Source organism: Novosphingobium sp. 550D (genome assembly GCF_057401885.1).
Map to the genome: position 1 here is coordinate 1,742,774 of NZ_CM171613.1, position 23,460 is coordinate 1,766,233.

Here is a 23,460-nt window from a genome sequence, read left to right on the forward strand (position 1 = left end):
CGTTGCCGCCCTGTTGTGATCAGCCGTCGTAATCCCCGCCCAGCGAGGTGTTACGCACCGGAGCCGCCGCAGTGATACGCAGCGCTTCGGCCGACTGTGACAGCGAGCCGATGTCATCGACTTCATCATCATCGTCGGGCAGGACGCGCTGCATCGAGGTGATGAGCGATTCCTTGAGGATCTTGGGACGAACGGTTTCCTCTGCGATTTCGCGCAGGGCCACCACCGGGTTTTTGTCACGATCGCGATCGAGCGTCAGTTCCGCACCGCCCGAAATCTCACGCGCGCGCTGGGCAGCCAGCAGCACGAGGTCAAAGCGGTTAGGGATCTTGTCGACACAATCTTCAACGGTTACGCGCGCCATGGGCACTCCGTCTTGAATAGGGAAATTCCAGCGAACCTTGGCGCCTAGGCGGCAAAGCGGCCAAAGTCAAGGATTCGTGAGGAGCGGAGCTCCTCACTCCTCCAGATCATAGGAATAATTGGCCAATTCCTCGGGCGCCAGATCGCTGAACTTGGTGATCTTGGCTTCGAACCGCATGCGGACCTTGCCGGTGGCGCCGTGGCGCTGCTTGGCGATGATCAGTTCGGCAAGGCCAAAGACACGCTCCATTTCCTCTTGCCATTTGGCATGGGCCTCGACCACGGCGGGCGGATCGGTGGGGCCGGGTTCCTTGGGTTCGCGGCCCTTGACGTAATAATCCTCGCGGAACACGAACCACACCATGTCGGCGTCCTGTTCGATCGAGCCGGATTCACGAAGGTCGGAAAGCTGGGGCCGCTTGTCTTCACGCTGTTCCACCGCACGGGAAAGCTGGGACAGGGCGATCACCGGAACATGCAGTTCCTTGGCCAAGGTTTTCAAACCACGCGAAATTTCCGAAATTTCGTTCACGCGATTGTCGGTGGCGCGGCCCCCGCCCGAGAGCAACTGAAGATAGTCGACGATGACCAGGCCAATGTCGTGGCGACGCTTCAACCGACGCGCACGGGCGCGCAGGCCCGCAATCGTCAGGCCCGGCGTATCGTCAATATAGAGCGGCAACTGGCTCAAACGCTGGCTGGCAAAGGACAGCGCCTGAAAATCCTCGCGGCTGATCTTGCCCATGCGTAGCGCGCTGGACGAGATGCCCGACTGTTCGGCAAGGATACGCGTGGCCAACTGATCCGCGCTCATTTCGAGGCTGAAAAAGGCCGTCGCCGCACCGATGCTCTTGGCCGGATCGATGCCCAACTCGCGATCGGTCAGCAGGCGATTGGCCGCGTTAAACGCAATATTGGTGGCCAGCGAGGTCTTACCCATACCCGGACGACCGGCCAGAATGATAAGGTCGGAATCGTGCAGGCCGCCGATACGCTGGTTGACCGAATCGAGGCCCGTCGTTTTGCCCGCGACATGGCCGCCCGAATTGAACGCCTTTTCGATGCCGGAAATGGCGACGCGGGTCGCCTCGCCAAAGCTCTTGGCCTCATTCGCGCTGCCCGCGCCATCGGCCACCTTGTACAGCGCGGCTTCGGCGGCCTCGATCTGTTCGAGAGGCTCGACCGACTCGCTGGTGTCCATTGCGCCCTGAACCAGATCGCGCCCCACGCGCACCAGTTCGCGCAGCAGCGCCAGATCGTAAATCTGTTCGGCCAGCACGCGCGGTGCGATCAACCCCTGGCCATCGGCCGTCAGACGCGCCAGATAGGCCGTCCCGCCCAGCGCGCGCAGCGCCTCGTCGCTTTCGAAATAGGGCTTGAGCGTGACCGGCGTGACCACCGCCTTGCGGTCCAGCAATTGCAGGATGCGTTCGAAAATCCGCCCATGGACGGGTTCAAAGAAATGCGCGGGCGAAAGCGGCTTGGCCAATTCCTCGATCACGCGATTGTCGATCAGAATCGCGCCCAGAAAGGCCGCTTCGGCTTCAATATTGGCAGGCAGCGCCTGCGCACGACCGTCCTTGCCGGGGGCCGCGTCATTGGCAGGCGAAAACGGCAAAGCCGGTGCGAGATGGGTGTCAGATGGTGCCATGGATTGGCCCTCATGCGCTCCATGCTGCGGCGGCGCAATGGGGATAGGTATTCATGGCCCTGTGGATAACGGGGATGGTTTTGGTGAAATCCATTGCGACGGCGGTGGGGTAGTCATGCGATGGATTGCATCATAGTTCCTAACACCCCCTTGCGGCGGCCCCTCGCATTTGCGAAACGAGACGGCCTTATGACGCCCACCCCGCCATCCGCTTCGCCCTCTGCGCGCATTTCCAGCATCGATCTGGATGAAACGACGATTCTGCGCCGCAATGACGACATTGAACAGGAACGGCGGGTGGCGGTCTTCGATCTGATCGAGGACAATGTTTTCAAGCCCTTGCGCATTTGGGAATCGGGTTATCACGGCCCCTATGCGGTGCGCCTTGCGGTGCATGACGGGCGTTTGTCGATGGAGATCAGCGACGGGCGCGAAGGGCATGAAGGTGTACTGCTGGAAACCATCATGTTGGGGCTGGGGCGATTCCGTCGCTCGATTCGCGAATATTTCGCAATCTGCGAAAGCTATTATCAGGCCATTCGTAAAGCATCGGCCAAGGAAATCGAAACCATCGACATGGCCCGGCGCGGGGTTCACAACCATGCCGCCGAACTCCTGCTCGAAAGGCTGGAGGGTAAGGTGGAAACCGACTTCCCCACGGCGCGGCGCTTGTTTACGCTGATCTGCGTGCTGCATATCAAGGCCTGATGGGGATTCGCATTTCCCTGTTGAACGGCCATCACAAAGAACGTTGAAAATCATGGCAAAAACCAAAACCCGTCCGCGCGGCAAATCGGCCGGCGGGCGCCCCGGCCTCCTTTGGCGCGTCTTGGCCCTGTTGGCGCTGATCGCGATGGTGGGCGGGGTCTGGGCGTGGTGGAGCATGCGGCATTGGCAGCCTGATCGCACGACCTTTCCGACGCAGGGCGCCTTGGTGGGCAGCGCGGATGGCCCGGTCGATTTCACCGCCTTAAAGGCCATCGGCGCCGATTTCGTCTATATCGAAGCCTCGGCCAGCGCTTTTGCGCGCGATCCCTCCGTGGTTAAAAACCTCGACGCCGCGCGTGCCAGCGGCCTGCCATGGGGCGCATTGCACAAATACGACCCGTGCCAGCCCGCCGACAAACAGGCCGCCAATTTCGTCACCGTGGTGCCGCGCGACAAAAAGATGCTGCCCCCCGCGGTCGAGTTGGAGCAATTGGCCGACCATTGCCCGGTGCCGGTATCCGACGCCGCCGTGGTCAGCGAATTGATGACTTTCCTCAACCAGATCGAGACGCATACGGGCAAGCCTGCGGTGCTGAAACTGGGGCGTCAGTTTGAAAAGACCTATCCGATTGCCGCGACGCTCGACCGCGCCCTGTGGCTCAGCTCGGATCGGGTTGAGCCGGATTACGGTGGCCGCCCATGGGCGCTGTGGACCGCCAATTCGGGCCTGCAAACCTCGGCGGCCGAGCAGCCCTTGCGCTGGGTGGTGGTGCAGAGGTAAGCGGGCCTATGAACCACGACCGTGACACTTTGATCGCCGCCGCCCGTTCGGCTTCTGCCCGTGCCTATGCGCCCTATTCGCTGTTCCATGTCGGCGCGGCGCTGGGCTTTGCCGATGGCAGCGTGGTGTTGGGCGCCAATGTTGAAAACGCGTCCTATGGCCTCGCGCTTTGCGCCGAAACGGTGGCCGTGTCCAAGGCGATGGCCGATGGCGTGCGTGGGGGCCTTGTGGCCGTGGCGGTGATCGGCGGTTCGCCGGGTGAAGACGGCACGGCCCAGCCCGGACCGGGGCCGGTCACACCCTGTGGCCGTTGCCGTCAGGTGCTGAACGAAATCGCCCAGCTTGGCGGCACCGACCCGGTGGTGTGGAGCGCCTCGGCCGATGGCGTGGCGGAAATGAAGCTGTCGGAATTGCTGCCGCTGGCGTTCGGGCCTGCGAACCTGCTTTAAGCCTGACGGAAATCCAGACTGCCGCGACGCTCTGCAAATTTCCAGCCATCGGCTTCGCGCACCAATTGATCCTGATAGCTGCCCACCAAAGGCGGCTTGGGCGATTGTAATGGCAGCCCGTCCCCATCCGCCTCGCCGGTGAACAGCAGGATCTGGCTATAGGCCGACGCGCTCTGGCCATCGGGCGCCAGATCGACCACGATATTGGCCACGATATGGCGACTGGCGCGCGGCGGGCGGGCCTGAAACGCGGCCAGAATGGCGTCGCGCCCGACGGTAAAGCTGTCCGGCGCGGTAGGGCGGTTCATGCGACCATCCTGCGTGTAAAGCGCGGCGAGTTCTTCCCATGCCCCCGCATCGTTCAGGTGGACGTAGCGCGTGATAAGGCGGGCGATGGCGTGTTCGGCAAGCATGCGGTCGATGTCGGTCATAGGGGCGGGCTTTAGCAGGTTTTGCCTCCGGCGGGCAAAGGGACTTGTCCCTTTGCAATCCCGTTAATGGGGTGGTGCATTGGAGGCGAGGTGGGGGGATCGATATTTAAAGCCTGCGGCGCGGGGAGCGCAGCCTTGGCCGCGCCGCAGGCTTTAATAATTCTAACATTGCGTCCGACACCCGGGGCCGAACCCAATGCGCAACGCAGACAGTAACGGGAGCGCGAGGGTCCAGACCCTCGCACCTAACCCTTCTTTAGTCCTTAAACCCTTCCCGCGCCCGCGAATTGTCCAGCACGATGGGCGCGCCGGTGACGGGGTGGGGATAGTGGAACGGCACCGTATCGGTGGCGGGCCACAGGCGGGGCAGGGGATCGACCAGCGCATCCGGGCCGAGCGGATCGGTGGGATAGAGCGTCTTGGTCATCGGGATATAGTCGATCGGCGTCTTGGCCCAGCCATCGGCAAAGGTGCCGTGCCAGAAGGGATAATAGCGCAGCGCCTTGATCTTCCAGACCAACTCGCCCGCATCATTGGCTTCGCGGACATACTCGTTTTCATAGAGGCCGCCTTCCCACCATGCGCGCTGATTGCCCTCGGCGCTTTCGTGCAGGCCCGCCTGCATCATCGAGCGGCCGCGCACATGGGCGGTCTTGCGGTCGGGGGCCACGTCGATCACCATCTGCAACTGGGGATGATCGAGCAGCCAGCCATAGCGCGGGCCGTTGTGGCCCTGGGTAAAATTGGTCTGGAACCGTTCGATATAGAGGCGGCGAACCCCGGCCTTGCCCTTATAGATCCCGCCAAGGAACCACACTTCGCCTTCATCGGAAAACAGGTCCACCACTTCATTATATTGTGATTTATCAATGAAGAAGCCATAGGTGTACTGCACCCGGCGGATCTGGTGGATATCCTGCTGGATGGCCAGATCGTGTTCCACCTTTTCAAGGCGCGCGGCAAGGTCTGCGATGGTAGGTTCAGCCATGGTACTCTCCCGACATGGAGTCTTGTGACTCTGCGAATCTTGTCATCCATGCGATAACTTCATGGTTGCGAATATCAAAGCAAGAAATATGTATTACATACAAATTGCCGCCAAAAAACATAAGCGCCGCAAGAGCGCGGCCAGGAGGATGCGATGAAAGCCTGGGTTTTGAACCAAGGGGCGACCAGCCTCGATGACCTCCATTTGGTGGAACGCGATGTGCCGCGTCCCGGTTGGGGCGAAGTGCTGATCCGCATGCGGGCCTGTTCGCTGAACTTTCGCGATCAGGCGATTGTGCGCGGGCAATATATCGGCGGGCCGGTGGCGGCGGATACGGTGCTTCTGTCCGATGGGGCGGGGGAAATCGTCGGGCTGGGTGATGGGGTGCATGATCTGGCTTTGGGCGACCGGGTGGCGGGGATATTTTTCCAGCACTGGTTGGAAGGCCCGCCCAATCCGGGCGTTGGTCCGGCGCTGGGCGCGTCGGGCGCGCTGGGGATGTTGTCGGAATATGTCGTGCTGCCCGCACAAGGCGTGATCCGAATCGCCCGGACGCTCAGCTTTGAAGAAGCCGCCTGCCTGCCTTGTGCGGGGGTGACGGCGTGGAATGCGTTGATGTGCGGGCCGCGCCCGGTACAGGCGGGCGACAATGTGCTGGTGCTGGGCACCGGGGGCGTGTCGCTGATGGCGTTGCAGATCGCCAAGGCGGTGGGCGCGCGCGTCGTGGCCACCAGCAGCAGCGCGGGCAAGCGTGAGCGCGTGGCCGCCATGGGCGCGGACGCCACGGTCAATTATCGCGATAACCCGCAATGGGGCGCCGAGGCCGCGACCCACACCGGCGCCGGTTTCGAACATGTGGTCGAGGTGGGCGGCGCGGGCACATTGGCCCAATCCATCGCGGCGGTGGGCTTTGGCGGGGAAATCGCGTTGATCGGCGTGTTGACGCGGGCCGGGGACACCAGCCCCCATGGATTGATGATGAAGGGCGCCAGCCTGCGCGGCATTTTCGTCGGGTCGAAACAGATGGCGCTGGACCTGAACGCTTTTATCGATAGCAATTCGATCAGGCCTGTCGTCGATCGGGTGTTTCCGATGGCGCAGGTCAAGGATGCCTTTGCCTATCAATCTTCGCCCGACCTGTTCGGCAAGGTTGTGATCGCGCTTTAAGGAGTAAAACATGCCCGAAATTACCGCCGCCGTTTGCCGTCAGCCGCATGGTGCATTGACGTTGGAGGCATTGCGCCTTGATGATCCGCGCGTGGACGAGGTGCTGGTGCGGATTGTGGGATCGGGCATTTGCCACACCGACCTTGCCGTGCGTGACCAGCAATTGCCCACGCCCATGCCGGTGGTGCTGGGCCATGAAGGGGCCGGGATCGTCGAGGCGGTGGGGGCGGATGTTACCCATGTCAAACCGGGCGACCGGGTGCTGATGAGCTTTAATTCCTGCGGCACCTGTCCGTGCTGTCACGATCACGCGCCGACCTATTGCTACAACTTCTTTCCGCATAATTTCGCCGGGGCGCGGGCTGACGGCAGCTATACCCTGCACGCGGGCGAGGAGCCGGTGCATGGCAATTTCTTTGGCCAGAGCAGCTTTGCCACCTATGCCTTGGCCACGGCGCGCAATGTGGTGAAGGTGCCCGACAGTGCCGCCGATGTGCCGTTGCAGCGCCTTGCGCCGCTGGGTTGTGGGATGATGACCGGGGCGGGGGCCATCCTGCGCAGCATGAAGGTGCAGGCGGGCATGCCGATTGCCGTTTTCGGGGCGGGCGCGGTGGGCTTGGCCGCGGTGATGGCGGCCAGGATTGCCGGGGCCGATCCGATCATTGCCGTCGATCTGCACGAAAACCGTCGCGCGCTGGCGCTGGAATTGGGGGCGACCCATGCGCTGGACGGGCGGGACGATCCCTTTGGCAAGATTGCCGCGCTCTGCCCCCAAGGGCTGGCCTATGCTTTCGACAATACCGGCCTTGCCAGCATTATTGAGGGAGCGTTCAACCTTCTCGCCCCGCGCGGCGTTCTGGGTATCGTCGGGGCCAGTGATCCGACCGCGATGCTGACGTTCAACGAAACCGCCTTCATGGGCGGCGGGCGCACGGTCAAGGGCATCCTTGGCGGGGACAGCGACCTGTTCGGCTTCCTGCCCGAATTGATCGAGCATCATCTGGCGGGGCGGTTTCCCTATGATCGGCTGATCGGAGAGTTTCCCTTTGCGCAGATCAATGAGGCGATTGAGGCCGGGGAAAGCGGCGCGGTGGTCAAGCCGGTGGTGGTGATGGGGTAGGGGATTAAGGGAAGAGATTATGCGAGGGTCTAGACCCTCGCGCTCCCGTTACTGTCTGTGTTGCGCCACGGGTTCGGCCTTGTGTGTTGGACGTGCCCTTGAAATTGACAGCCTGCGGCGCGCAAAACGATGCGTTCGCCGCGCCGCAGGCTTTTATCATCATCCGACCTATGCCCCCTTCACACCACCCCAAACCGGGATTGTTAAGGGCCCCCGCCCTTAACCCGCCGGAGGCACACTTCATCCTTCACCCATCCGATAATTTCATATAGGAGAACGGCAAAACCCGTCACAGGAGAGGTCACATGCCCCATATCGCCACCACCCATGTCGGCTCCATGCCGCGCGGGGAGAACCTGACGCCGCTGCTGATCGCGCGCGACCGGGGCGAGGCCTATGATGCGGCGGAGTTTGACGCCAAGGTTTCGGCGGCGGTCAAAGAAGCCGTTCGACATCAGGTCGAATGCGGCGTCGACATTGTCTCGGACGGCGAGATTGGGAAGATCGGCTATTCGACCTATATGATCGAGCGCTTGTCCGGGTTTGGCGGCCATGTAGACCGCAAATCCGCGCTCGATCTGGCCGAACATCCCGCGCTGGTGAAGAAGCTGTCGGCGATGATGGGCAGTCAGGACTTCGTGCGGGCAAGCTGTGTCGGGCCGATCAAGCTGGTCAATCTGGAGCCGCTGCACGAGGATATTCGCCGGTTCAAAGCCGCTCTGGCCGAGCATGGCCGTGAGGGGACGCAGGCCTTTATGAATGCGGCCTCGCCGGGCCTGATCACCGCGTTTCAGGTCAACAAATATTACCCCAGCCACGAGGCCTATCTGGCCGATCTGGCCGAGGCGATGCGGACCGAATATGAAACCATCGTGGATGAAGGTTTCTATCTGCAACTCGACTGCCCCGATCTGGCGATGAGCCGCCACACCGGCTATCAGGATTTGAGCGAGGCCGAATTCCTGGAGGTCGCCGAGGAGAATGTCGCTGCCCTCAACGCTGCAACCGCCAATATTCCGCCCGAACGGATGCGGATGCACATTTGCTGGGGCAATTATGAAGGCCCCCATGACCATGACATTCCGCTGGAACGCGTGGTCGATATCATCCTCAAGGCTCGCCCCGCCACGATCCTGTTCGAGGCGGCCAATCCGCGTCACGAGCATGAATGGAAGGTCTGGGCCGATGCCAAGATCCCCGACCACAAGATCCTTGCGCCGGGCCTGATCGACACTTGCTCGAACTATGTCGAACATCCCGAACTGATTGCGCAGAGGATTGAACGTTTCGCTGGGATCGTGGGCGCCGAACGCGTGGTGGCCAGCACCGACTGCGGCTTTGGCACCTTTGCCGGTTATGGCAAGATCGACCCGGATGTGACGTGGAAAAAACTGCGGAGCCTGCGTGAAGGCGCCGATATTGCGGCGGCTCGGCTGTAATCAGGGCTATTGCCGGGGCGCGGGTGCGTTATAGGGGGCGATATGGCTGACGCTGGAACCACCACCTCGCACGTCAAATCGGCGATGCGCACGCTCGACATCATCGAATATGTCGTGGCGAGGGGCAGTCCGGCGGTGGCGCAGGAAATCGCCAGCGCTCTGGCCATTCCCGTTTCCAGCCTGTCCTATCTGCTCGCCACATTGGTCGAGCGGGGCTATCTGGCACGCGAAGGGCGCAATTATCTGCCCGGTGTGGGCTTGCAAAGATTGCAGGCCCGCAGCGCGCCCAGCCTTGAGGACCGCGTGGCGCCCTTGGTCCGCGCGCTTCGGGTGCAATTGAACGAGACCGCTTCGTTCTTTGTCCGCGACGGCTGGCAATTGCAGACATTGGTGACCGAAAGCAGCGAGCACGCGCTGCGTTACGCCATTGCGGTGGGCGCGCGGGCGCCTTTGCACGGTCTGGCGGCGGGCAAGGCGATATTGGCCGCTATGCCGGAGGACGAGTTTGAGCGCTATTTGCGCGAAAGCCGCCGCGAAAGCTTTACCGAGGCCACGATGGTCAGCGCGGCGGATCTGCGCCGCGAAATTGCCCTGACGCGCAAGCGTGGTTATGGCCGCACGGGCAGCGAATATTCGGTTGGTATTGAGGGCCTTGCCTGCGCCGCGATGGCGGGCGGGGAAGTGATCGGGGCCTTTGCCGTGGCCATTCCGGCGGTACGCTTTGATGATGGCGTGGAGCGGCGCGTGGCCGATCTGTTGATGCGGACGGCGGGGTTGCTGGACGGCTGAACGTCGGGCGCTTGCAATTGGCGGACAAATCTGTATGGGCCACCGCTTGCCGGTGATGTCGGGCCTGCCCGATTCTTCGGCATATCCGCGCGGGAGGAGCCTTCGGGCGCCGTTTGACCGCTTGATCTGAAGGGTCGGCCCGCCGGCTCGTACAGGATGAAAGGAGGCCATCGTGGCCAAGAAAATTGACGGTTACATCAAGCTGCAGATCGCAGCTGGCCAAGCCAAGCCCAGCCCGCCGATCGGCCCGGCTCTGGGTCAGCGCGGCGTTAACATCATGGGTTTCTGTAAGGAATTCAACGCAGCGACTCAGGGCGTTGAGCCCGGCACCCCGCTGCCCACCGTGATCACGGTTTATTCGGACAAGTCGTTCTCGTTCGTGACCAAGACCCCGCCCGCGACCTACTTCATCAAGAAGGCGCTGGGCCTGAAGTCGGGTTCGAAGAATCCGAGCAAGGAATCGGCTGGCAAGATCACCCACGCTCAGCTCGCTGAAATCGCTCAGGCCAAGATGAAGGATCTGAACGCCAACGATCTGGACGCTGCTGTCAAGATCATCGCCGGTTCGGCCCGCGCCATGGGCGTCCAGGTTGTGGAGGGCTAAGAACATGGTAAAGCTGACCAAGAAGCAGAAGTCGCTGGCCGAAAAGCTGGGCGACAACCAGAAGCTGCACGGCATCAACGATGCCATCGCGCTGCTGCGTGAACTCAAGAGCGCCAAGTTCGACGAGAGCCTCGAAATCTCGATGAACCTGGGCGTTGACCCCCGCCACGCCGACCAGATGGTCCGCGGCATGGTCACGCTGCCCTCGGGCACCGGCAAGGACGTCAAGGTTGCCGTCTTCGCGCGTGGCGACAAGGCTGAAGCGGCTCTGGCCGCCGGCGCCGATCGCGTTGGCGCAGAAGACCTGCTCGAAGACATGCAGGCTGGCAATCTCGACTACGGTCGCGTCATCGCCACGCCCGACATGATGGGCATCGTGGGTCGTCTGGGCAAGCTGCTCGGCCCCAAGGGCCTGATGCCGAACCCCAAGCTGGGCACGGTTACGCCGAACGTTGCCGAAGCGGTCAAGGCTGCCAAGGGCGGCCAGATCGAATTCCGCGTCGAAAAGGCCGGTATCATCCACGGCGGCATCGGCAAGCTCTCGTTCTCGGACGAAGCGCTGCGTGCCAACTTCGACGCTTTCGTTGACGCCATCGTCAAGGCAAAGCCGGCTGGCGCCAAGGGCAAGTACCTGCGCAAGATCGGTCTGTCGACCTCGCAGGGTCCGGGCATCAAGGTGGACATCGCCGAAGTCAACAACGCTTAATCCCATCGGGATAGAGCCGTTGCACCTTTGAGCGTGTACGGATTTCAAAGGGTTGGAAAAGGGGAAACCTTTTTCCGACCCTTTTCCGTTTGGGCTGGACGCATCTTGTGCAGTGCAGCATAGAGGGTGCCATGTCCTTGCTTGCGCACTATCTTAAATTGGTCGACTGGATCGTCACCTTTGCGCCCAGCGAGTCGGACAAGATCGTCCATACCTACGTGGGCCTGGCCATTTGGCTGATCACGGCCTTGGCCCTGCGCCGCCCGCTTGGCAGCAGGGTGCCCATTATGGCGGTGGTTTTGGCCGAGCTGCTCAATGAGATATTTGACTATGCCGGTCGGACTCTGTGGACATGGGCGGACACCCAAGGTGACGTCATCGCCACCTTGTTCTGGCCATTGGTGCTGTTTGTCGTGATCCGATGGATCCCGGCCATGACGCGGTCAAAGGCTCAATCCGCGCCCTGATCGCCATATTTGTAATCGATAAACCGGCTCTGGATCGCCAGATTGTCCAGCTTGCCCTCGGCCAGTTGGCGCGTGACGCTGTCCAGTTCGCCGCTCAATCGTGACAGGCTCTGGGTCAATTGCTCGTCCGGGCTGGTCCCGGCGTGGGTCTCTCCGCGCAGGGCGGGCGGCACGGCGGTATAGGCGTTGATCAGATCGGGCAGATGTTGCCCCACCAATTGCCGCACTTGGCCCACGGCGGGCGCATTCTCATCCACCCGGTCCAGTTGCAGCGCCAGCCCGTCAAGCTGTCCGCCGATATGCCCTACCAGATTGAGCGCGGGTGCGGGCAGGGCGGGGCGCTGCGCCTCCAGCCACAATTGCGTTTGACCGACCAACTGGCGCGGGGGGCTGACACGCAGCTTTTCAAGGCTGGGGACCGCCACGTCGCGGTTGCGCATCAGTGCCCAGATCACCGCCACCAACAGCGCCACGCCCGCCCCGCTGGCCAGCCAGCCAATCAGGTGCAACACGCCCGACAACAGGCTGATCAGCAGATTGACCAGCATAAAGGCCACCACCACGCTCAGCGCCATGGCGGCGGCCTTGCGCTTTTGCCCGCTGCGGCGCAGAGCGGCGGATCGCTGGCCGATGGGCTTGCCGGATACTCGGCGTCCGCCCGCACGCTGATCGTTCAAAGATGCGCGTGCGGCGGCCAGAATGGCGTCGCTGTTATGGGCGCTGTCGGCCATGATTACCCTTCAAGGCTGAGCAGCGAGGGGCCGTCATGGGCCACCTGCGCCGAAGATTGCCCCTGTGCGCGGGCGATATAGCCCTTCGACTTCTCGACCTCGGCGGACAGCGTGTTGACGGTCTGCTTCATCGAATCGAGCGCCTTGATCTTGAATGTGTCGATCGTGTCCATCGTGTCATAGATGTTCTGGAACGCGCGTTGCAGCACCTCGACCGGGATCGTGCTGGCGGCGGCCTGCTGGTGGATCTGGCCGGTCTGTTCTTTCAGCAGGGTGCTGGTCGAATCGATGATGCCCGCTGTCGTCTCGTTCAACGCCGTGATCTGTTGCAGAACAAGGCGCTGGTTGGTCATCGCCTGCGCCACCGTCACCGCCGTGCGCAACGCCGCCACCGTGGTCGTGCTGGCGCGGTCCACGCCCTTGACCAGTTCGACATTGTTCTTCTTGACCAGATCGAGCGCCAGATAACCCTGCACCGTCACCGCCATTTGCGTCAGCAGATCCTGCGTGCGCTGGCGCGTGTAAAACAGCGCGCTTTCCCGCAAAGCCTTGGCCTTGGCCGGATCGGTGGCGTCCAGATCGCCCGCCTTTTCCTCGATTTTCTCGTCCAGCTTCTTGGAGATATGGATCATCTGTTCCAGATTGCCCATCGCCTCCCACAGCTTGCTGCGTTCGACATCGATGGCGGCATTGTCCATCAACAACTCGTCCTTGCCGCTGGCCAGCTTATCCAGGATCGCTTTGATGTGGCCCTGCGACGACACATAGCCGTCGAAATATTTCTGCATCGAATTGCCAAAAGGAATGAGGCCGAACAGTTTTTTGCCCGGCGACAATTTACCCGCCTTTGCCGGGTCCAGAGCCTCGACCGTGCGGCGCAATTCAATCAGGTTGGCGCCGACGCCCTGATCCTTGTCCATCGCGCGCACGGGGCGGTCGAGGAAACGGTTCGACATGCCGGCCGCGGCCGCGATTTCCTTGCGGCCCATTGACGTCAACTGGTCGACGCGCTTGCCAAATTCGGGCGAATTGGTGTCCTGCGCGATCAGGTCATTGACGAAACTGTCGACCTTTTCGTCCAGCTTGTCCTTCTGTTCGGGGGCCAATGGCACCAGCCCTGCGGCCTGCGCGGGCGCGACGACCGGCACCGGATCGGGCGGGGTCAGCGTGATTGCGGGGGCTTCAAGCGTGGTCGCCATGACTATCCTCTTTTCGCAGATAAGCGTTCAATCGTGTATTATAGTGGCAATACAGTATGCCGCAAGAGCCAATGGGCCAGCAGCCAATCAGGCCCGTCCGGTCACATTGGTCAGATGCGCCGGGTCAATACCCTCGGCCCGCCATGCCGCGCTCCAGCGGCGTTCCACCGGCTCTCCAAACAGGATCTTGGCGCGACCTTCGGCGGCATACCAGCCGTGCTGGCGCATTTCGCCGTCCAACTGCCCTTCGCCCCATCCGGCATAGCCCAATGCCACCAGCCAGCGCGAAGGGCCGCGCCCTTCGGCTATGGCCACCAGAATGTCGCGGCTGCCCGTCAGGCTCCATTGCTCGCAGACCAGAAGCGTGCCTTCGCCCTCCCAATCGGGGCTGTGCAGGACGAAACCGCGTTGGGGTTCGACCGGGCCGCCGTGGTGCACTTCGCAATCGGGGGCGTGGCCGGTGGGAATATTCAGGTCATCAAGCAGGTTGTGCAGCGTTACGCCATCCAGCACCTGCCCCACGCCAATGCCCAGCGCGCCATCCTTGTCATGCATGCACAGCGCCAGCACCGCTTCTTCAAAGCGCGGATCAGGCATGCCCGGCATGGCCAGCAGCAGGCGTCCGGCAAGGGATTGCGCTTCGATCATGGGTTAAAGGTAAGCGGGAAGGGCCATTTTCGCAAGTCGTGGAACATCCACTATTTGCCCCTCCATCGACTATTTACCCAATGTTGCGGGCGTATAGCATTCCACCACCAGCGCCAGCGGCGCCCCATCGGGCAGGCGCAGCAAGGCGCGATGCGATAACACCGTGTCACGCGGACATCCCGGTGCGGCGCCTTCAATCGCGCCCAACCGTTCCCGCCGGAAATTCAGCGCCATGACCGCCTTGCCAAAAGGCGTGTCGGTTGTGTCCAGCACCTTGTTCATTGCTGGTGTCAGCCTTTGCGGCGCATACCAATTATGCGCCTCGGACAAAACCTTGCCGCCGCAGGACAGGCGGACATGGCGATAGCCCGCCTCCTGATCCTCGGTCAGCTTGAGCGTGTCATCCAGATCGGGCGGCGGCAGGGCGTCCTGCCCCTTCACCAGCGTCGCGGAAATTGTCGCCGGATCGGCCAGATGGCGCGCGGCGCAAACTTGCCCCAAACCCGCCGTGGCGCTGTCTTGTGCGGCCAAGGTCGCCTCCAGCGCGGCCAGCGCCCCGCCATGGGCCAGCATGGCCGGTGCCAACAGCGCCAGCAGCATCAGATACCGCCCAGCACCGGTTCGTGGCCCAATGCCTCCAGCGCGGCCGACAGGGCCGTGACGCAGGTGGCCAATTGTTCGGCATCGGTCGATCGGACTACGAAATTGGACCCTGTGCGCCCTTCACGGAAAAATGGATAGGAGCCGATCGAGACGCCCTCATGGTCCTTTTCCGTCTGGGCCAGCAGTTTGGCCACTTCGCTCTCACCCACCCAGCAGCCGACCGTTTCGGCCATCACCGGCAATCCGCCCTCCAGCGATCCGGTCAGCGCGTCCAGCATGCCCGCCGTGATCATCGGCACGCCCGCCATGATATAGATATTGCCCCAATGGATGCCCGGAGCGCCGGAATAGCGATTGGGGATCAATCCAGCGCCTTCGGGCACACGGGCCATACGCAGGCGCATCTCGGTCAATTCGCTGCCGCGTGAGGCGTAGTAATCGGCCAGAATCTGACGCGCTTCGGGATGGACCACCACCGGCACACCCACGGCCTGGGCAATGGCGTCGACCGTGATGTCATCATGCGTCGGGCCGATGCCGCCGGTGGTGAACAGATAATCATTGCGCGCACGCAGCGCGTTGACCGCCTCGACAATCGCGTCCGTATCATCGGCCACCACCCGCACTTCACGCAGGCGAATGCCCTGAACGCCCAGCCAACTGGCGATCTGGGCGATATTCTTGTCTTGCGTCCGGCCGGATAGGATTTCGTCGCCAATCACCACCAGCGCAGCGGTGAAGATGCGGGGCGAGGGAGATGCTGTATCAACCATGACCACAGGCGTACCGGAGTAAGGCGCATCGCGGCAAGGCGGTATCAGGGGCAAAGCTGTGCAAAATCAGCAAGAGCGCCCCAAAGTCCCGATTCGGGACGGAAAATGCGACCCTGCGGCAACAGGGCGAAAAAAAACCCGGCCGGAGCCGGGCTTTGGAAGTTTTGGGAGAGGATGCCTAAAAGGCCCGCTCCTTAAGCCTGACAACGCTGACTATTGCAATTGCGAAAACTGCGTACACGATTGCATAAATGGCAACCACGTACGCTGCATTTTACGCAATCACGCCAAAAAGGTCATGCGCATCAGCATCTTCGATCAAAACATCAACGATCATTCCGGGGCGCAGATCCTTCGGCACATCGCGCAAAAGTACCTGTCCGTCGATTTCCGGCGCGTCGGCCTGGCTGCGGCCGGTGGCGCCCATGTCGCCATCTTCGTCTGGTTCGCCCACTTCGTCGATGATGACGGGGATGGTGCGGCCGACCTTGCGTTGCAGACGCGCGGCGCTGATCGCCTCGGTCTTTTCCATCAGGCGGGCATAGCGCTCTTCCTTGACCGCTTCGGGCACGGCGCCGGGCAGGTCATTGGCGGTGGCGCCTTCGACCGGCTCGAAGCGGAACCCGCCCACGCGGTCCAATTGCGCTTCGTCCAGCCAGTCGAGGAGGTACTGGAAATCCTCCTCCGTCTCGCCGGGGAAGCCCACGACGAAGGATGAGCGAATCGCCAGATCGGGGCAGATTTCGCGCCACTTCTTGATGCGTTCAAGGACGCGCGCTTCGTTGGCTGGGCGCTTCATCGCGCGCAGTACATTGGGTGCGGCGTGCTGGAAGGGAATGTCGAGATAGGGCGTGATCAGCCCTTGCGCCATCAGCGGGATGACATCATCGACATGCGGATAGGGATAGACATAGTGCAGGCGCACCCAAGGTGCATGGCCTTCGGGCGTGCGCAATTGCCCCAGTTCGCGGGCCAGATCGGTCATGTGGGCGCGGACCTCACGGTCCTTCCAAGTGCGGCTTTCATGGCGTATGTCGACGCCATAGGCCGAGGTGTCCTGCGAAATGACCAGCAGTTCCTTGGTCCCTGCCGCCACCAGTTTTTCCGCCTCGCGCAGCACCGCGTCGATGCGGCGACTGGCCAGCTTGCCGCGCAGGCTGGGGATGATGCAGAAGGAGCAAGAGTGGTTGCAACCTTCTGAAATCTTAAGATAGCTGTAATGGCGGGGGGTCAGCTTGACCTCGCCATCGGGGCCGGCGGGGATCAGGTCCACGAAAGGCCCGCGCGTCGGCGGCGCGGCGATATGGACCGCGTCCACCACCTGCTCATACTGATGCGCGCCGGTCACGGCCAGAACGTCGGGGAAACGGGCGCGGATCACGTCGGCTTCATTGCCCATGCACCCGGTCACGATCACGCGGCCGTTTTCGGCAATCGCCTCGCCAATTGCGGCCAGAGACTCTTCCTTGGCCGAATCGAGGAAGCCGCAGGTGTTGACCAGCACCACGTCGGCGCCTGCATAATCGGGCGCAAACGTATAGCCATCGGCGCGCAGCCGGGTCAGGATCCGTTCGCTGTCGACCAGCGCCTTGGGACAGCCAAGGCTGACCATGCCAACCTTGGGGGATTCGGGAATTGTTGTCAGCTTGTCACTCATGGTCCGCGCCCCTACGCTAAATTGGCGGATAAGGCCAGTTGCGGCGAATCCGGCAATGCAAAGAGGGAAAGTTGATGGGTCCGGTGAACTGGATGGCGGTGGTTGTGTCGGCGCTGGTGGCCGGGTTGCTGGCCTATCCGTGCTATGGGTTGTGGCGGGTATCGCGCATGCCTTCGGCGCGCAGCTTTCTGGCCATGCTCTTTCCCGCCGCGCTCATCGGGCACAATTTCGCGCGTCTGGGCGCAGAAGCGCTGGCGGCAAAGCCCAAGCTTTACTGGATGATGTCGGGTGGATGGGCGCTGGCCATCATCATCCCGGTGGGCGTGGTTCTTTACAGCCGCCATGCCCTGCGCGGTCGGGAAGCCATGGCCGATGCGACCTATGTTCTGGTCGCCTTTATGGCGATGGGCACGGTTTTCTGGACGATGGGATAACGCGCCAAACCAACGGACGGGCGTACGCGCGTTCACGCATTTTACGTCTTGGCGTCAGTACTGGGCCGGCGCCTTGACCGATTTCGACTTGGTTTGCGATTCGTCCTTGCCCGGCTTTTTGCCAGAGGTCTGCTTTTCCGGGCTGGGTTTGGTGGCCGAGGTTTGGGCAGTGTTCTGGCGCCCTTCGATGGGGCCATTGACGATGCGCTCGGCGTCTTTCTTGTCCGCCTTCACCCCTTCACGGCGGGGCAGCAGCGGCGTGGGATCGACCGGAATATCATTGCGACGGATTTCGAAATGCAATTCGTCGCGTGTGGCCCGGCCGGAATGGCCAACCAGGCCGACCCGATCATGGGCCTTGACCTTGTCGCCGCGTTTCACCGTCAGCTTGGACAGGAAACCATAGGCGCTTTGCCAGCCATTTCCGTGATCGACCACGACCAGATTGCCGAAACTGTCGGGTTCGCGGGCGGCAAAGATGACTTCGCCCGGCGCGGCGGTACGTACGGTTTCGCCTTCGGGCGCGACAAGATCGAGGCCATTGTGGAAATCGCCGCCGTCGCCATCGCGCGTCTTGGCCACGAAACCGCGCCGTAAACGCCCCTCCATCGGCCACAGAAAGCGGGGCTTGGCATCAGCCTTTTCGGTCGGTTTGGCGCTGCCCTTCGCATCATCGGTGGCTGCCTTCGCGGCCTTCACCTCCGCCTCGCTGGGCGGCTTAAGCAGGGTGGGGATCAGCAATTTCTGGCCGGTGCGCAGCTTTTCATTGGGCTCCAGCCCATTGGCGACGGCGATGGACGAATAGGACACGCCATAGCGCATGGCGATGTCAAAGCCTGATTCGCCCGCCTTGACGATGTGGTGGCGTGTGCGCGGCAAATGCAACTTTTGCCCGGTACGGATGGCATAATGGGGCGGCTTGAGGTGGTTGGCCTCGATAATCAGGATCTTGGGCACCTTGGCCCGGTTCGCAATTCCGCCCAACGTTTCGCCGGGGATGACGACATGTTCGGTTTCTTCCTCCAGCGGCAGAGGCGTCGGCAATTCGCCCTCATTGCCCGAGCGCGCGGTACGGGGCTTGCCGCTTTGCGCGGACTTCGCCTTTTCGGCAAAGGCGGTCGGTCCTGCGCCTGCCAACATACAGGCCGCAGCCATCGCGGCAAAACGCCCCCCGCCACGCATCATTGGGCGAAACGCCCGGCCAGCGCCGCCAGCGAGGCGTCATGCGTCAGATCGAGATGGAGCGGCGTGACCGAAATGAAGCCATCGGCAATCGCTTCCAGATCGGTGTTGTGGCCCAGCGTGTGTTCGATGCCGTGCAGGCCGAACCAGAAATAGGGATAGCCGCGCGGGTCTGTGCTTTCGACCACCGAACCGCGGGCATAATCGTGGAAGCCCTGACGCACAACGCGGATGCCTTTGACATCGTCGGCGCGGATCGGGGGGAAATTGACATTGATTAGCGTGCGCGGCGCAAAGGGCGCGTCGATCAGCGGGCGCAGCACCTTTTCGCCCCATTTTTCCGCCGCATCAAAGGAAACCGCGTCGCCCACGCCTTCCTTGGAATAGACCTGGCTGAGCGCGATCGAGCGGATTCCCGCCAGCGAACCTTCGAGCGCGGCCGAGACGGTGCCCGAATAGGTGACGTCATCGCCCAGATTGGCGCCGCGATTGACCCCCGACAGGATCAGGTCCGGCGCCTCCGGCATCACCTTGCGCAGGCCCAGCGTCACCGAATCGGTGGGCGTGCCGGTGACCGAAAAGCGGCGCTCACCATGCTGGCGCAGGCGTACCGGGCGGGTCAGCGTCAGGCTGTGGCCTGCGCCCGACTGTTCCTCGGACGGGGCGACAATCCAGATGTCGTCGGACAGGGTGCGCGCGATGGCTTCGAGAACCTTGAGCCCGGGCGCGTGGATCCCATCGTCATTGGTCAGAAGGATACGCATGCCAAGGCCCTTTCAGTCAGTTAACCACACAGGGCCTTACAGGCAAGCGCGCCGCCCCGCAATGAATGCGCGGCGGCGCGAACATGTTTTATCCAGCTTTCTGATGACTTGCGGCCAAATGGGTCAAGGTCAAGTAATCAGATTTCCTTTTTGGCCGACTTGGCGGCGTCTTCAACAGCATCGCCTGCCTTGTTGGCCGCATTGCCGATCTGATTGGCGGCATGTTCGATGGCGTTGTTCTTGTTCGTTTCGCTGGCATTATACTGGTTGAACAGGATCAGCCCGCCCACCAGCGCCACCAGAAGAACGATGGCCAGCATAATAGTGCTGGTGCTGCTCTTTTCGACTACGACGGTATGGGTATCGCCCGGTTGACTATTCATGGGTACCTCCTTTGTGCCGATGCTTCCCTGTTAAGAAGCACCGGCGGCAAAGGTTCCATGATGGCGAGGCGTGGGGCTTACAGTGCCTCGATACGCTCCAGCCCGCCCATATAGGGGCGCAGCACTTCGGGGATGGTCACGCTGCCATCTTCGTTCTGATAATTTTCGAGGATCGCCACCAGCGTGCGGCCCACGGCAAGACCCGAACCGTTCAGGGTGTGGACGAATTTCGTGCCCTTTTCACCGGCGGGGCGATAGCGCGTGTTCATGCGGCGCGCCTGAAAATCGCCGCAGTTCGAACAGGAGCTGATCTCGCGATACTTGCCCTGACCCGGCAACCAGACTTCGAGGTCATAGGTCTTGCGTGCGGAAAAGCCCATGTCGCCGCTGCACAGCAACATCCGGCGATAGGGCAGGCCCAGGCTTTGCAGGATATGTTCCGCAGCCCCCGTCATGCGCTCATGCTCGGCATCGCTCTGTTCGGGCGTGGTGATGGAAACCAATTCCACCTTGTCGAACTGATGCTGGCGGATCAGGCCGCGCGTATCCTTGCCCGCCGCGCCCGCTTCGCTGCGGAAACACAGGGTCAGCGCGGTGAAGCGCAGCGGCAGATCGCCATCGAGGATCTGTTCACGCACCAGATTGGTCAGGCTGACCTCTGCCGTGGGGATCAGCCAGCGGCCATCGGTGGTGGCAAACAGGTCTTCGGCAAACTTGGGCAATTGCGCGGTGCCAAACAGCGCATCGTCGCGCACCAGAACGGGCGGCACGACTTCCTGATAACCAAAGGTTTCGGTGTGGGTGTCGAGCATGAATTGCCCGATGGCGCGGTTGAGGCGCGCAATGCCCCCGCGCAGAAAGGCGAAACGGGCGCCCGAAACGACCTGCGCGCTTTCAAAATCGAGGCCCAAAGGTGCGCCAATGTCGAAATGTTCGCGGGCATTGGCGATCTCGACCGGTTCGCCCCAACGGCTGACTTCGGTATTGTCATTTTCGTCCGCGCCCTGCGGCACTTCATCCACCGGCAGGTTGGGGATCGTGGCCAGCATGTCCACCAGCACCTTGTCGGCGGCACGCTTGGCTTCTTCCTTGGCGGGCAGATCAACCTTGATCGCCTCAACCTCGGCCTTAAGCGCGGCGGCGCCTTCCTTGTCGCCCTTGCCCATCAACGCGCCGATCTGTTTCGACGCAGCGTTGCGCGTGGCCAGCATCGTGTCCACCGAGGTCTGCGCCGAACGCGCATCGGCGTCCGCGGCAAGGATGGTGGCCGAAAGCGGCTCTAGCCCGCGGCGCGCAAGGCCGGCGTCAAAAGCTGCGGGGTTTTCGCGGATGAATCGAATGTCGTGCATGGGGTAAGGCGGGTATGGGGTGGGCCGGTTTTGGTCAAGTCCCTATGGGGATCGAACCGGGCCATCGCCGCACTATGGCGCGCCGCCATGCCGCCATGCGGCAGGGCCGGGTTTCCCGCGCAGCCCCGCCGTATATGCGTAATAATCAGTGCTGCGAACGGTCAAAGAAAGAACGCAGCTGCTGTTCGTCAACTTCATGTTCGACATCGACGCGAATCTTGCCCAGGAAATTGCGAATTTCTACTTCGCCCAGATTGTTGCCATCACCGATCCACTTTTCAATGTCGGTGATTTGCGTGCGATCAACAGTGAAAGTCTTAAAGGGGATCGGCATACCCATGGCAGTTTCCTCGATGTGTTTAAAAGGTTGAAGTCAGCATCATCGTTCGGAGATCTGTTGTTTATGCGATTTTGGTTACCGACTGATTAAGTGGTAACGCCTAGTTGGTTCACCCAAGGGTCTTATGGACCCGTTGGCAAAGGACATGGCCTTTACCACGACAGAAGAGCTTGTCTGTTGGACAGAATACTTCACTGTGTCCAATTTGAAGTTACAGCATCACAGTGATGCGGGCAATGTGGATTCGGTTGATCGCTGGCGGTCCAGCCGAATATTGCCTCATTTGGCCGACAGGGCGCGGTCCAGCGCGGCCTGGTCCAGCTTGCCTTCCCAGCGCGCGACGACGATCGTGGCCACGGCATTGCCGACGAAATTGGTCAGGCTGCGGCATTCGGACATAAATCGGTCAATGCCAAGGATCAGCGCCATACCCGCCACCGGCACGCTCGGCACAATCGAGAGCGTCGCGGCCAGCGTGATGAAGCCCGCGCCCGTCACCCCCGCCGCGCCCTTGGACGAAAGCATGGCCACGCCCAGCAGCAGCGCCTGTTGGCCAAAGGTCAAATCGACATTGCACGCCTGCGCGATGAAAAGTGCGGCCAGCGTCATATAGATATTCGTGCCATCGAGGTTAAACGAATAGCCCGTGGGCACTACAAGCCCGACCACCGCCTTGGGGCAACCGGCACGCTCCATCTTTTCGATCAGCGCGGGCAGGGCGCTTTCCGAAGATGACGTGCCCAGCACCAGCAGCAGTTCCGATTTCAGATAGGCCAGCAGGCGGAAAATGGAAAAACCGGCAAAACGCCCGACAATCCCCAGCACCACCAGCACAAAGAGCAGCGACGTCAGATAGAATGTGCCGACCAAAGCGGCCAGATGCGACAGGCTGTGCACGCCATATTTACCGATGGTGAAAGCCATCGCGCCAAATGCGCCCAAGGGGGCCGCCTTCATCACGATGGACACCAGCCGGAAAAAGACTGTCGAGACATCCTCCAGCACGATCAAAACCCGTTCCCCGACATCTCCCACCGAAGCGAGCGCGACGCCAAACAGGATCGCGACGACCAGCACCTGCAAAATATTGCCCTCGGTCAGCGCCGAGACATAGGTTTCGGGCACCATCGCGTTAATGAAGCCCATGATCGTGCTTGCATGCGCCTTTTCGGCATAGCCGGCCACTTTGCTGGCATCCAGACTGGCCGGATCGATGTTCAGTCCATCGCCGGGGCGAACCGTATTGGCCACGATCAGCCCCACGATCAGCGCCAGCGTCGAGAAGGTGAAGAAATAGGCAAAAGCCTTGCCCGCCACGCGCCCGACCGAGGACAGATCGCGCATCCCCGCAATCCCCGTCACGATGGTCAGGAAAATCACCGGCGCGATCACCATCTTGACCAGCTTGATGAAGATGTCGCCCAGCGGCTTCATCGCCTCGCCCGCATCGGGGGCGAAATGGCCCAGCGTCACGCCTGCGGCAATCGCCAACAATACCTGCGCATAAAGGTGGCCGTACCAGCGCTTGGTGGCCGGTTCGGCAAGTGTGGAAACATCGGGAATGTGCATGAGGGCCTTTCGCGCAGAATATCGTGCCCATGATAACGGCAGAACTGGTGCGCGAAAGGGGGCGTATTACGCCTAATCGCTTATGCAAGAGGCGGCATGTGATGGTCGCAGCACTTTATGAACGCCGGGCGCAGAGCGCCGTAACGCGTTGCATTCAAAATGTGA

Annotated in this window: 27 protein-coding genes; 11 read left to right on the top strand and 16 right to left on the bottom strand. The window is 61.8% G+C overall.

Annotated elements, in window-relative coordinates:
* Positions 1-19: 19 nt before the first annotated feature.
* Both rpoZ and AC2S2E_RS08230 read right to left on the bottom strand, forming a co-directional pair.
* Positions 20-364: a DNA-directed RNA polymerase subunit omega gene (gene rpoZ, locus AC2S2E_RS08225; protein WP_476104527.1), complete on the bottom strand. Its 345-nt coding sequence runs from the start codon at positions 362-364 to the stop codon at positions 20-22.
* A gap of 93 nt (positions 365-457) precedes the next feature.
* Positions 458-2,014, bottom strand: a complete 1,557-nt coding sequence (locus AC2S2E_RS08230; RefSeq protein ID WP_476104529.1) for a replicative DNA helicase — start codon at positions 2,012-2,014, stop codon at positions 458-460.
* 189 nt (positions 2,015-2,203) lie between these two features.
* Between AC2S2E_RS08230 and AC2S2E_RS08235 the strand changes: the two genes are divergently transcribed.
* Genes AC2S2E_RS08235 through AC2S2E_RS08245 form a run of 3 tightly spaced genes read left to right on the top strand, consistent with a single transcriptional unit; the run spans position 2,204 to position 3,952 of the window.
* A complete protein-coding gene (locus AC2S2E_RS08235; protein ID WP_486524425.1) occupies positions 2,204-2,722 on the top strand; it encodes a UPF0262 family protein in 519 nt (172 codons plus the stop codon).
* A 52-nt stretch (positions 2,723-2,774) separates the two neighbouring features.
* Entirely contained in the window at positions 2,775-3,503 is a 729-nt protein-coding gene (locus AC2S2E_RS08240) for a glycoside hydrolase family 25 protein (RefSeq protein ID WP_486524426.1), read from the top strand.
* A gap of 8 nt (positions 3,504-3,511) precedes the next feature.
* Positions 3,512-3,952, top strand: a complete 441-nt coding sequence (locus tag AC2S2E_RS08245) for a cytidine deaminase (RefSeq protein WP_476104533.1) — start codon at positions 3,512-3,514, stop codon at positions 3,950-3,952.
* Here the strand turns inward: AC2S2E_RS08245 and AC2S2E_RS08250 are convergent.
* Positions 3,949-4,383 carry a nuclear transport factor 2 family protein gene (locus AC2S2E_RS08250; protein ID WP_486524427.1) on the bottom strand — a complete coding sequence of 145 codons (435 nt, stop codon included), beginning with the start codon at positions 4,381-4,383 and terminating at the stop codon, positions 3,949-3,951. The genes AC2S2E_RS08245 and AC2S2E_RS08250 overlap by 4 nt on opposite strands.
* Before the next feature lie 256 nt (positions 4,384-4,639).
* Entirely contained in the window at positions 4,640-5,371 is a 732-nt protein-coding gene (locus tag AC2S2E_RS08255) for a nuclear transport factor 2 family protein (RefSeq protein WP_476104535.1), read from the bottom strand.
* Positions 5,372-5,524: 153 nt separating this feature from the next.
* Between AC2S2E_RS08255 and AC2S2E_RS08260 the strand changes: the two genes are divergently transcribed.
* The 7 genes from AC2S2E_RS08260 (at position 5,525) to AC2S2E_RS08290 (ending at position 11,663) form a co-directional block, all read left to right on the top strand.
* On the top strand, positions 5,525-6,538 hold the full coding sequence (locus tag AC2S2E_RS08260) for a zinc-dependent alcohol dehydrogenase family protein (RefSeq protein WP_486524428.1): 1,014 nt from the start codon (positions 5,525-5,527) through the stop codon (positions 6,536-6,538).
* Between the two features lie 10 nt (positions 6,539-6,548).
* Positions 6,549-7,658: an NAD(P)-dependent alcohol dehydrogenase gene (locus AC2S2E_RS08265; protein ID WP_486524429.1), complete on the top strand. Its 1,110-nt coding sequence runs from the start codon at positions 6,549-6,551 to the stop codon at positions 7,656-7,658.
* Between the two features lie 305 nt (positions 7,659-7,963).
* Positions 7,964-9,097, top strand: a complete 1,134-nt coding sequence (locus AC2S2E_RS08270; protein ID WP_486524430.1) for a cobalamin-independent methionine synthase II family protein — start codon at positions 7,964-7,966, stop codon at positions 9,095-9,097.
* 42 nt (positions 9,098-9,139) lie between these two features.
* Positions 9,140-9,886 carry an IclR family transcriptional regulator gene (locus AC2S2E_RS08275; RefSeq protein ID WP_476104542.1) on the top strand — a complete coding sequence of 249 codons (747 nt, stop codon included), beginning with the start codon at positions 9,140-9,142 and terminating at the stop codon, positions 9,884-9,886.
* A 172-nt stretch (positions 9,887-10,058) separates the two neighbouring features.
* The gene (rplK, locus tag AC2S2E_RS08280) at positions 10,059-10,490 is read left to right on the top strand and encodes a 50S ribosomal protein L11 (RefSeq protein WP_476104543.1); all 432 of its coding nucleotides are present in this window, start codon (positions 10,059-10,061) and stop codon (positions 10,488-10,490) included.
* Positions 10,491-10,494: 4 nt separating this feature from the next.
* Complete coding sequence (gene rplA / locus AC2S2E_RS08285) at positions 10,495-11,196, top strand: 50S ribosomal protein L1 (protein ID WP_476104544.1); 702 nt, start codon at positions 10,495-10,497, stop codon at positions 11,194-11,196.
* Positions 11,197-11,327: 131 nt separating this feature from the next.
* Positions 11,328-11,663, top strand: a complete 336-nt coding sequence (locus tag AC2S2E_RS08290; protein WP_476104545.1) for a hypothetical protein — start codon at positions 11,328-11,330, stop codon at positions 11,661-11,663.
* On the opposite strand, the gene AC2S2E_RS08295 is transcribed toward AC2S2E_RS08290, so the two are convergent.
* The 6 genes from AC2S2E_RS08295 to rimO form a co-directional block, all read right to left on the bottom strand.
* The gene (locus AC2S2E_RS08295) at positions 11,648-12,394 is read right to left on the bottom strand and encodes a hypothetical protein (RefSeq protein WP_486524431.1); all 747 of its coding nucleotides are present in this window, start codon (positions 12,392-12,394) and stop codon (positions 11,648-11,650) included. The genes AC2S2E_RS08290 and AC2S2E_RS08295 overlap by 16 nt on opposite strands.
* Before the next feature lie 2 nt (positions 12,395-12,396).
* Entirely contained in the window at positions 12,397-13,593 is a 1,197-nt protein-coding gene (locus AC2S2E_RS08300) for a toxic anion resistance protein (RefSeq protein WP_476104548.1), read from the bottom strand.
* Between the two features lie 87 nt (positions 13,594-13,680).
* Positions 13,681-14,241 carry a YqgE/AlgH family protein gene (locus tag AC2S2E_RS08305; protein WP_476104550.1) on the bottom strand — a complete coding sequence of 187 codons (561 nt, stop codon included), beginning with the start codon at positions 14,239-14,241 and terminating at the stop codon, positions 13,681-13,683.
* A 69-nt stretch (positions 14,242-14,310) separates the two neighbouring features.
* A complete protein-coding gene (locus AC2S2E_RS08310; protein WP_476104552.1) occupies positions 14,311-14,841 on the bottom strand; it encodes a hypothetical protein in 531 nt (176 codons plus the stop codon).
* Complete coding sequence (locus tag AC2S2E_RS08315; RefSeq protein ID WP_476104553.1) at positions 14,841-15,617, bottom strand: competence/damage-inducible protein A; 777 nt, start codon at positions 15,615-15,617, stop codon at positions 14,841-14,843. The genes AC2S2E_RS08310 and AC2S2E_RS08315 overlap by 1 nt, the downstream gene beginning before the upstream one ends.
* A 274-nt stretch (positions 15,618-15,891) precedes the next feature.
* Entirely contained in the window at positions 15,892-17,274 is a 1,383-nt protein-coding gene (rimO, locus tag AC2S2E_RS08320; RefSeq protein ID WP_486524432.1) for a 30S ribosomal protein S12 methylthiotransferase RimO, read from the bottom strand.
* 74 nt (positions 17,275-17,348) lie between these two features.
* On the opposite strand from rimO, the gene AC2S2E_RS08325 reads away from it, so the two are divergent.
* On the top strand, positions 17,349-17,708 hold the full coding sequence (locus AC2S2E_RS08325) for a DUF1761 domain-containing protein (protein ID WP_486524433.1): 360 nt from the start codon (positions 17,349-17,351) through the stop codon (positions 17,706-17,708).
* A gap of 54 nt (positions 17,709-17,762) precedes the next feature.
* Here AC2S2E_RS08325 and AC2S2E_RS08330 read toward each other — a convergent pair whose 3' ends face one another.
* From AC2S2E_RS08330 to AC2S2E_RS08355, 6 genes are all read right to left on the bottom strand, one after another.
* Positions 17,763-18,893 carry a peptidoglycan DD-metalloendopeptidase family protein gene (locus AC2S2E_RS08330; protein WP_486524434.1) on the bottom strand — a complete coding sequence of 377 codons (1,131 nt, stop codon included), beginning with the start codon at positions 18,891-18,893 and terminating at the stop codon, positions 17,763-17,765.
* The gene (surE, locus tag AC2S2E_RS08335; RefSeq protein WP_476104559.1) at positions 18,890-19,654 is read right to left on the bottom strand and encodes a 5'/3'-nucleotidase SurE; all 765 of its coding nucleotides are present in this window, start codon (positions 19,652-19,654) and stop codon (positions 18,890-18,892) included. The genes AC2S2E_RS08330 and surE overlap by 4 nt, the downstream gene beginning before the upstream one ends.
* Positions 19,655-19,791: 137 nt before the next feature.
* Entirely contained in the window at positions 19,792-20,037 is a 246-nt protein-coding gene (locus AC2S2E_RS08340; RefSeq protein WP_486524435.1) for a hypothetical protein, read from the bottom strand.
* A gap of 77 nt (positions 20,038-20,114) precedes the next feature.
* Positions 20,115-21,386 carry a serine--tRNA ligase gene (gene serS / locus AC2S2E_RS08345; RefSeq protein ID WP_486524437.1) on the bottom strand — a complete coding sequence of 424 codons (1,272 nt, stop codon included), beginning with the start codon at positions 21,384-21,386 and terminating at the stop codon, positions 20,115-20,117.
* 145 nt (positions 21,387-21,531) lie between these two features.
* Entirely contained in the window at positions 21,532-21,726 is a 195-nt protein-coding gene (locus tag AC2S2E_RS08350) for a hypothetical protein (protein ID WP_476104565.1), read from the bottom strand.
* Positions 21,727-22,005: 279 nt separating this feature from the next.
* On the bottom strand, positions 22,006-23,295 hold the full coding sequence (locus AC2S2E_RS08355) for a dicarboxylate/amino acid:cation symporter (RefSeq protein ID WP_486524439.1): 1,290 nt from the start codon (positions 23,293-23,295) through the stop codon (positions 22,006-22,008).
* Positions 23,296-23,460 lie beyond the last annotated feature (165 nt).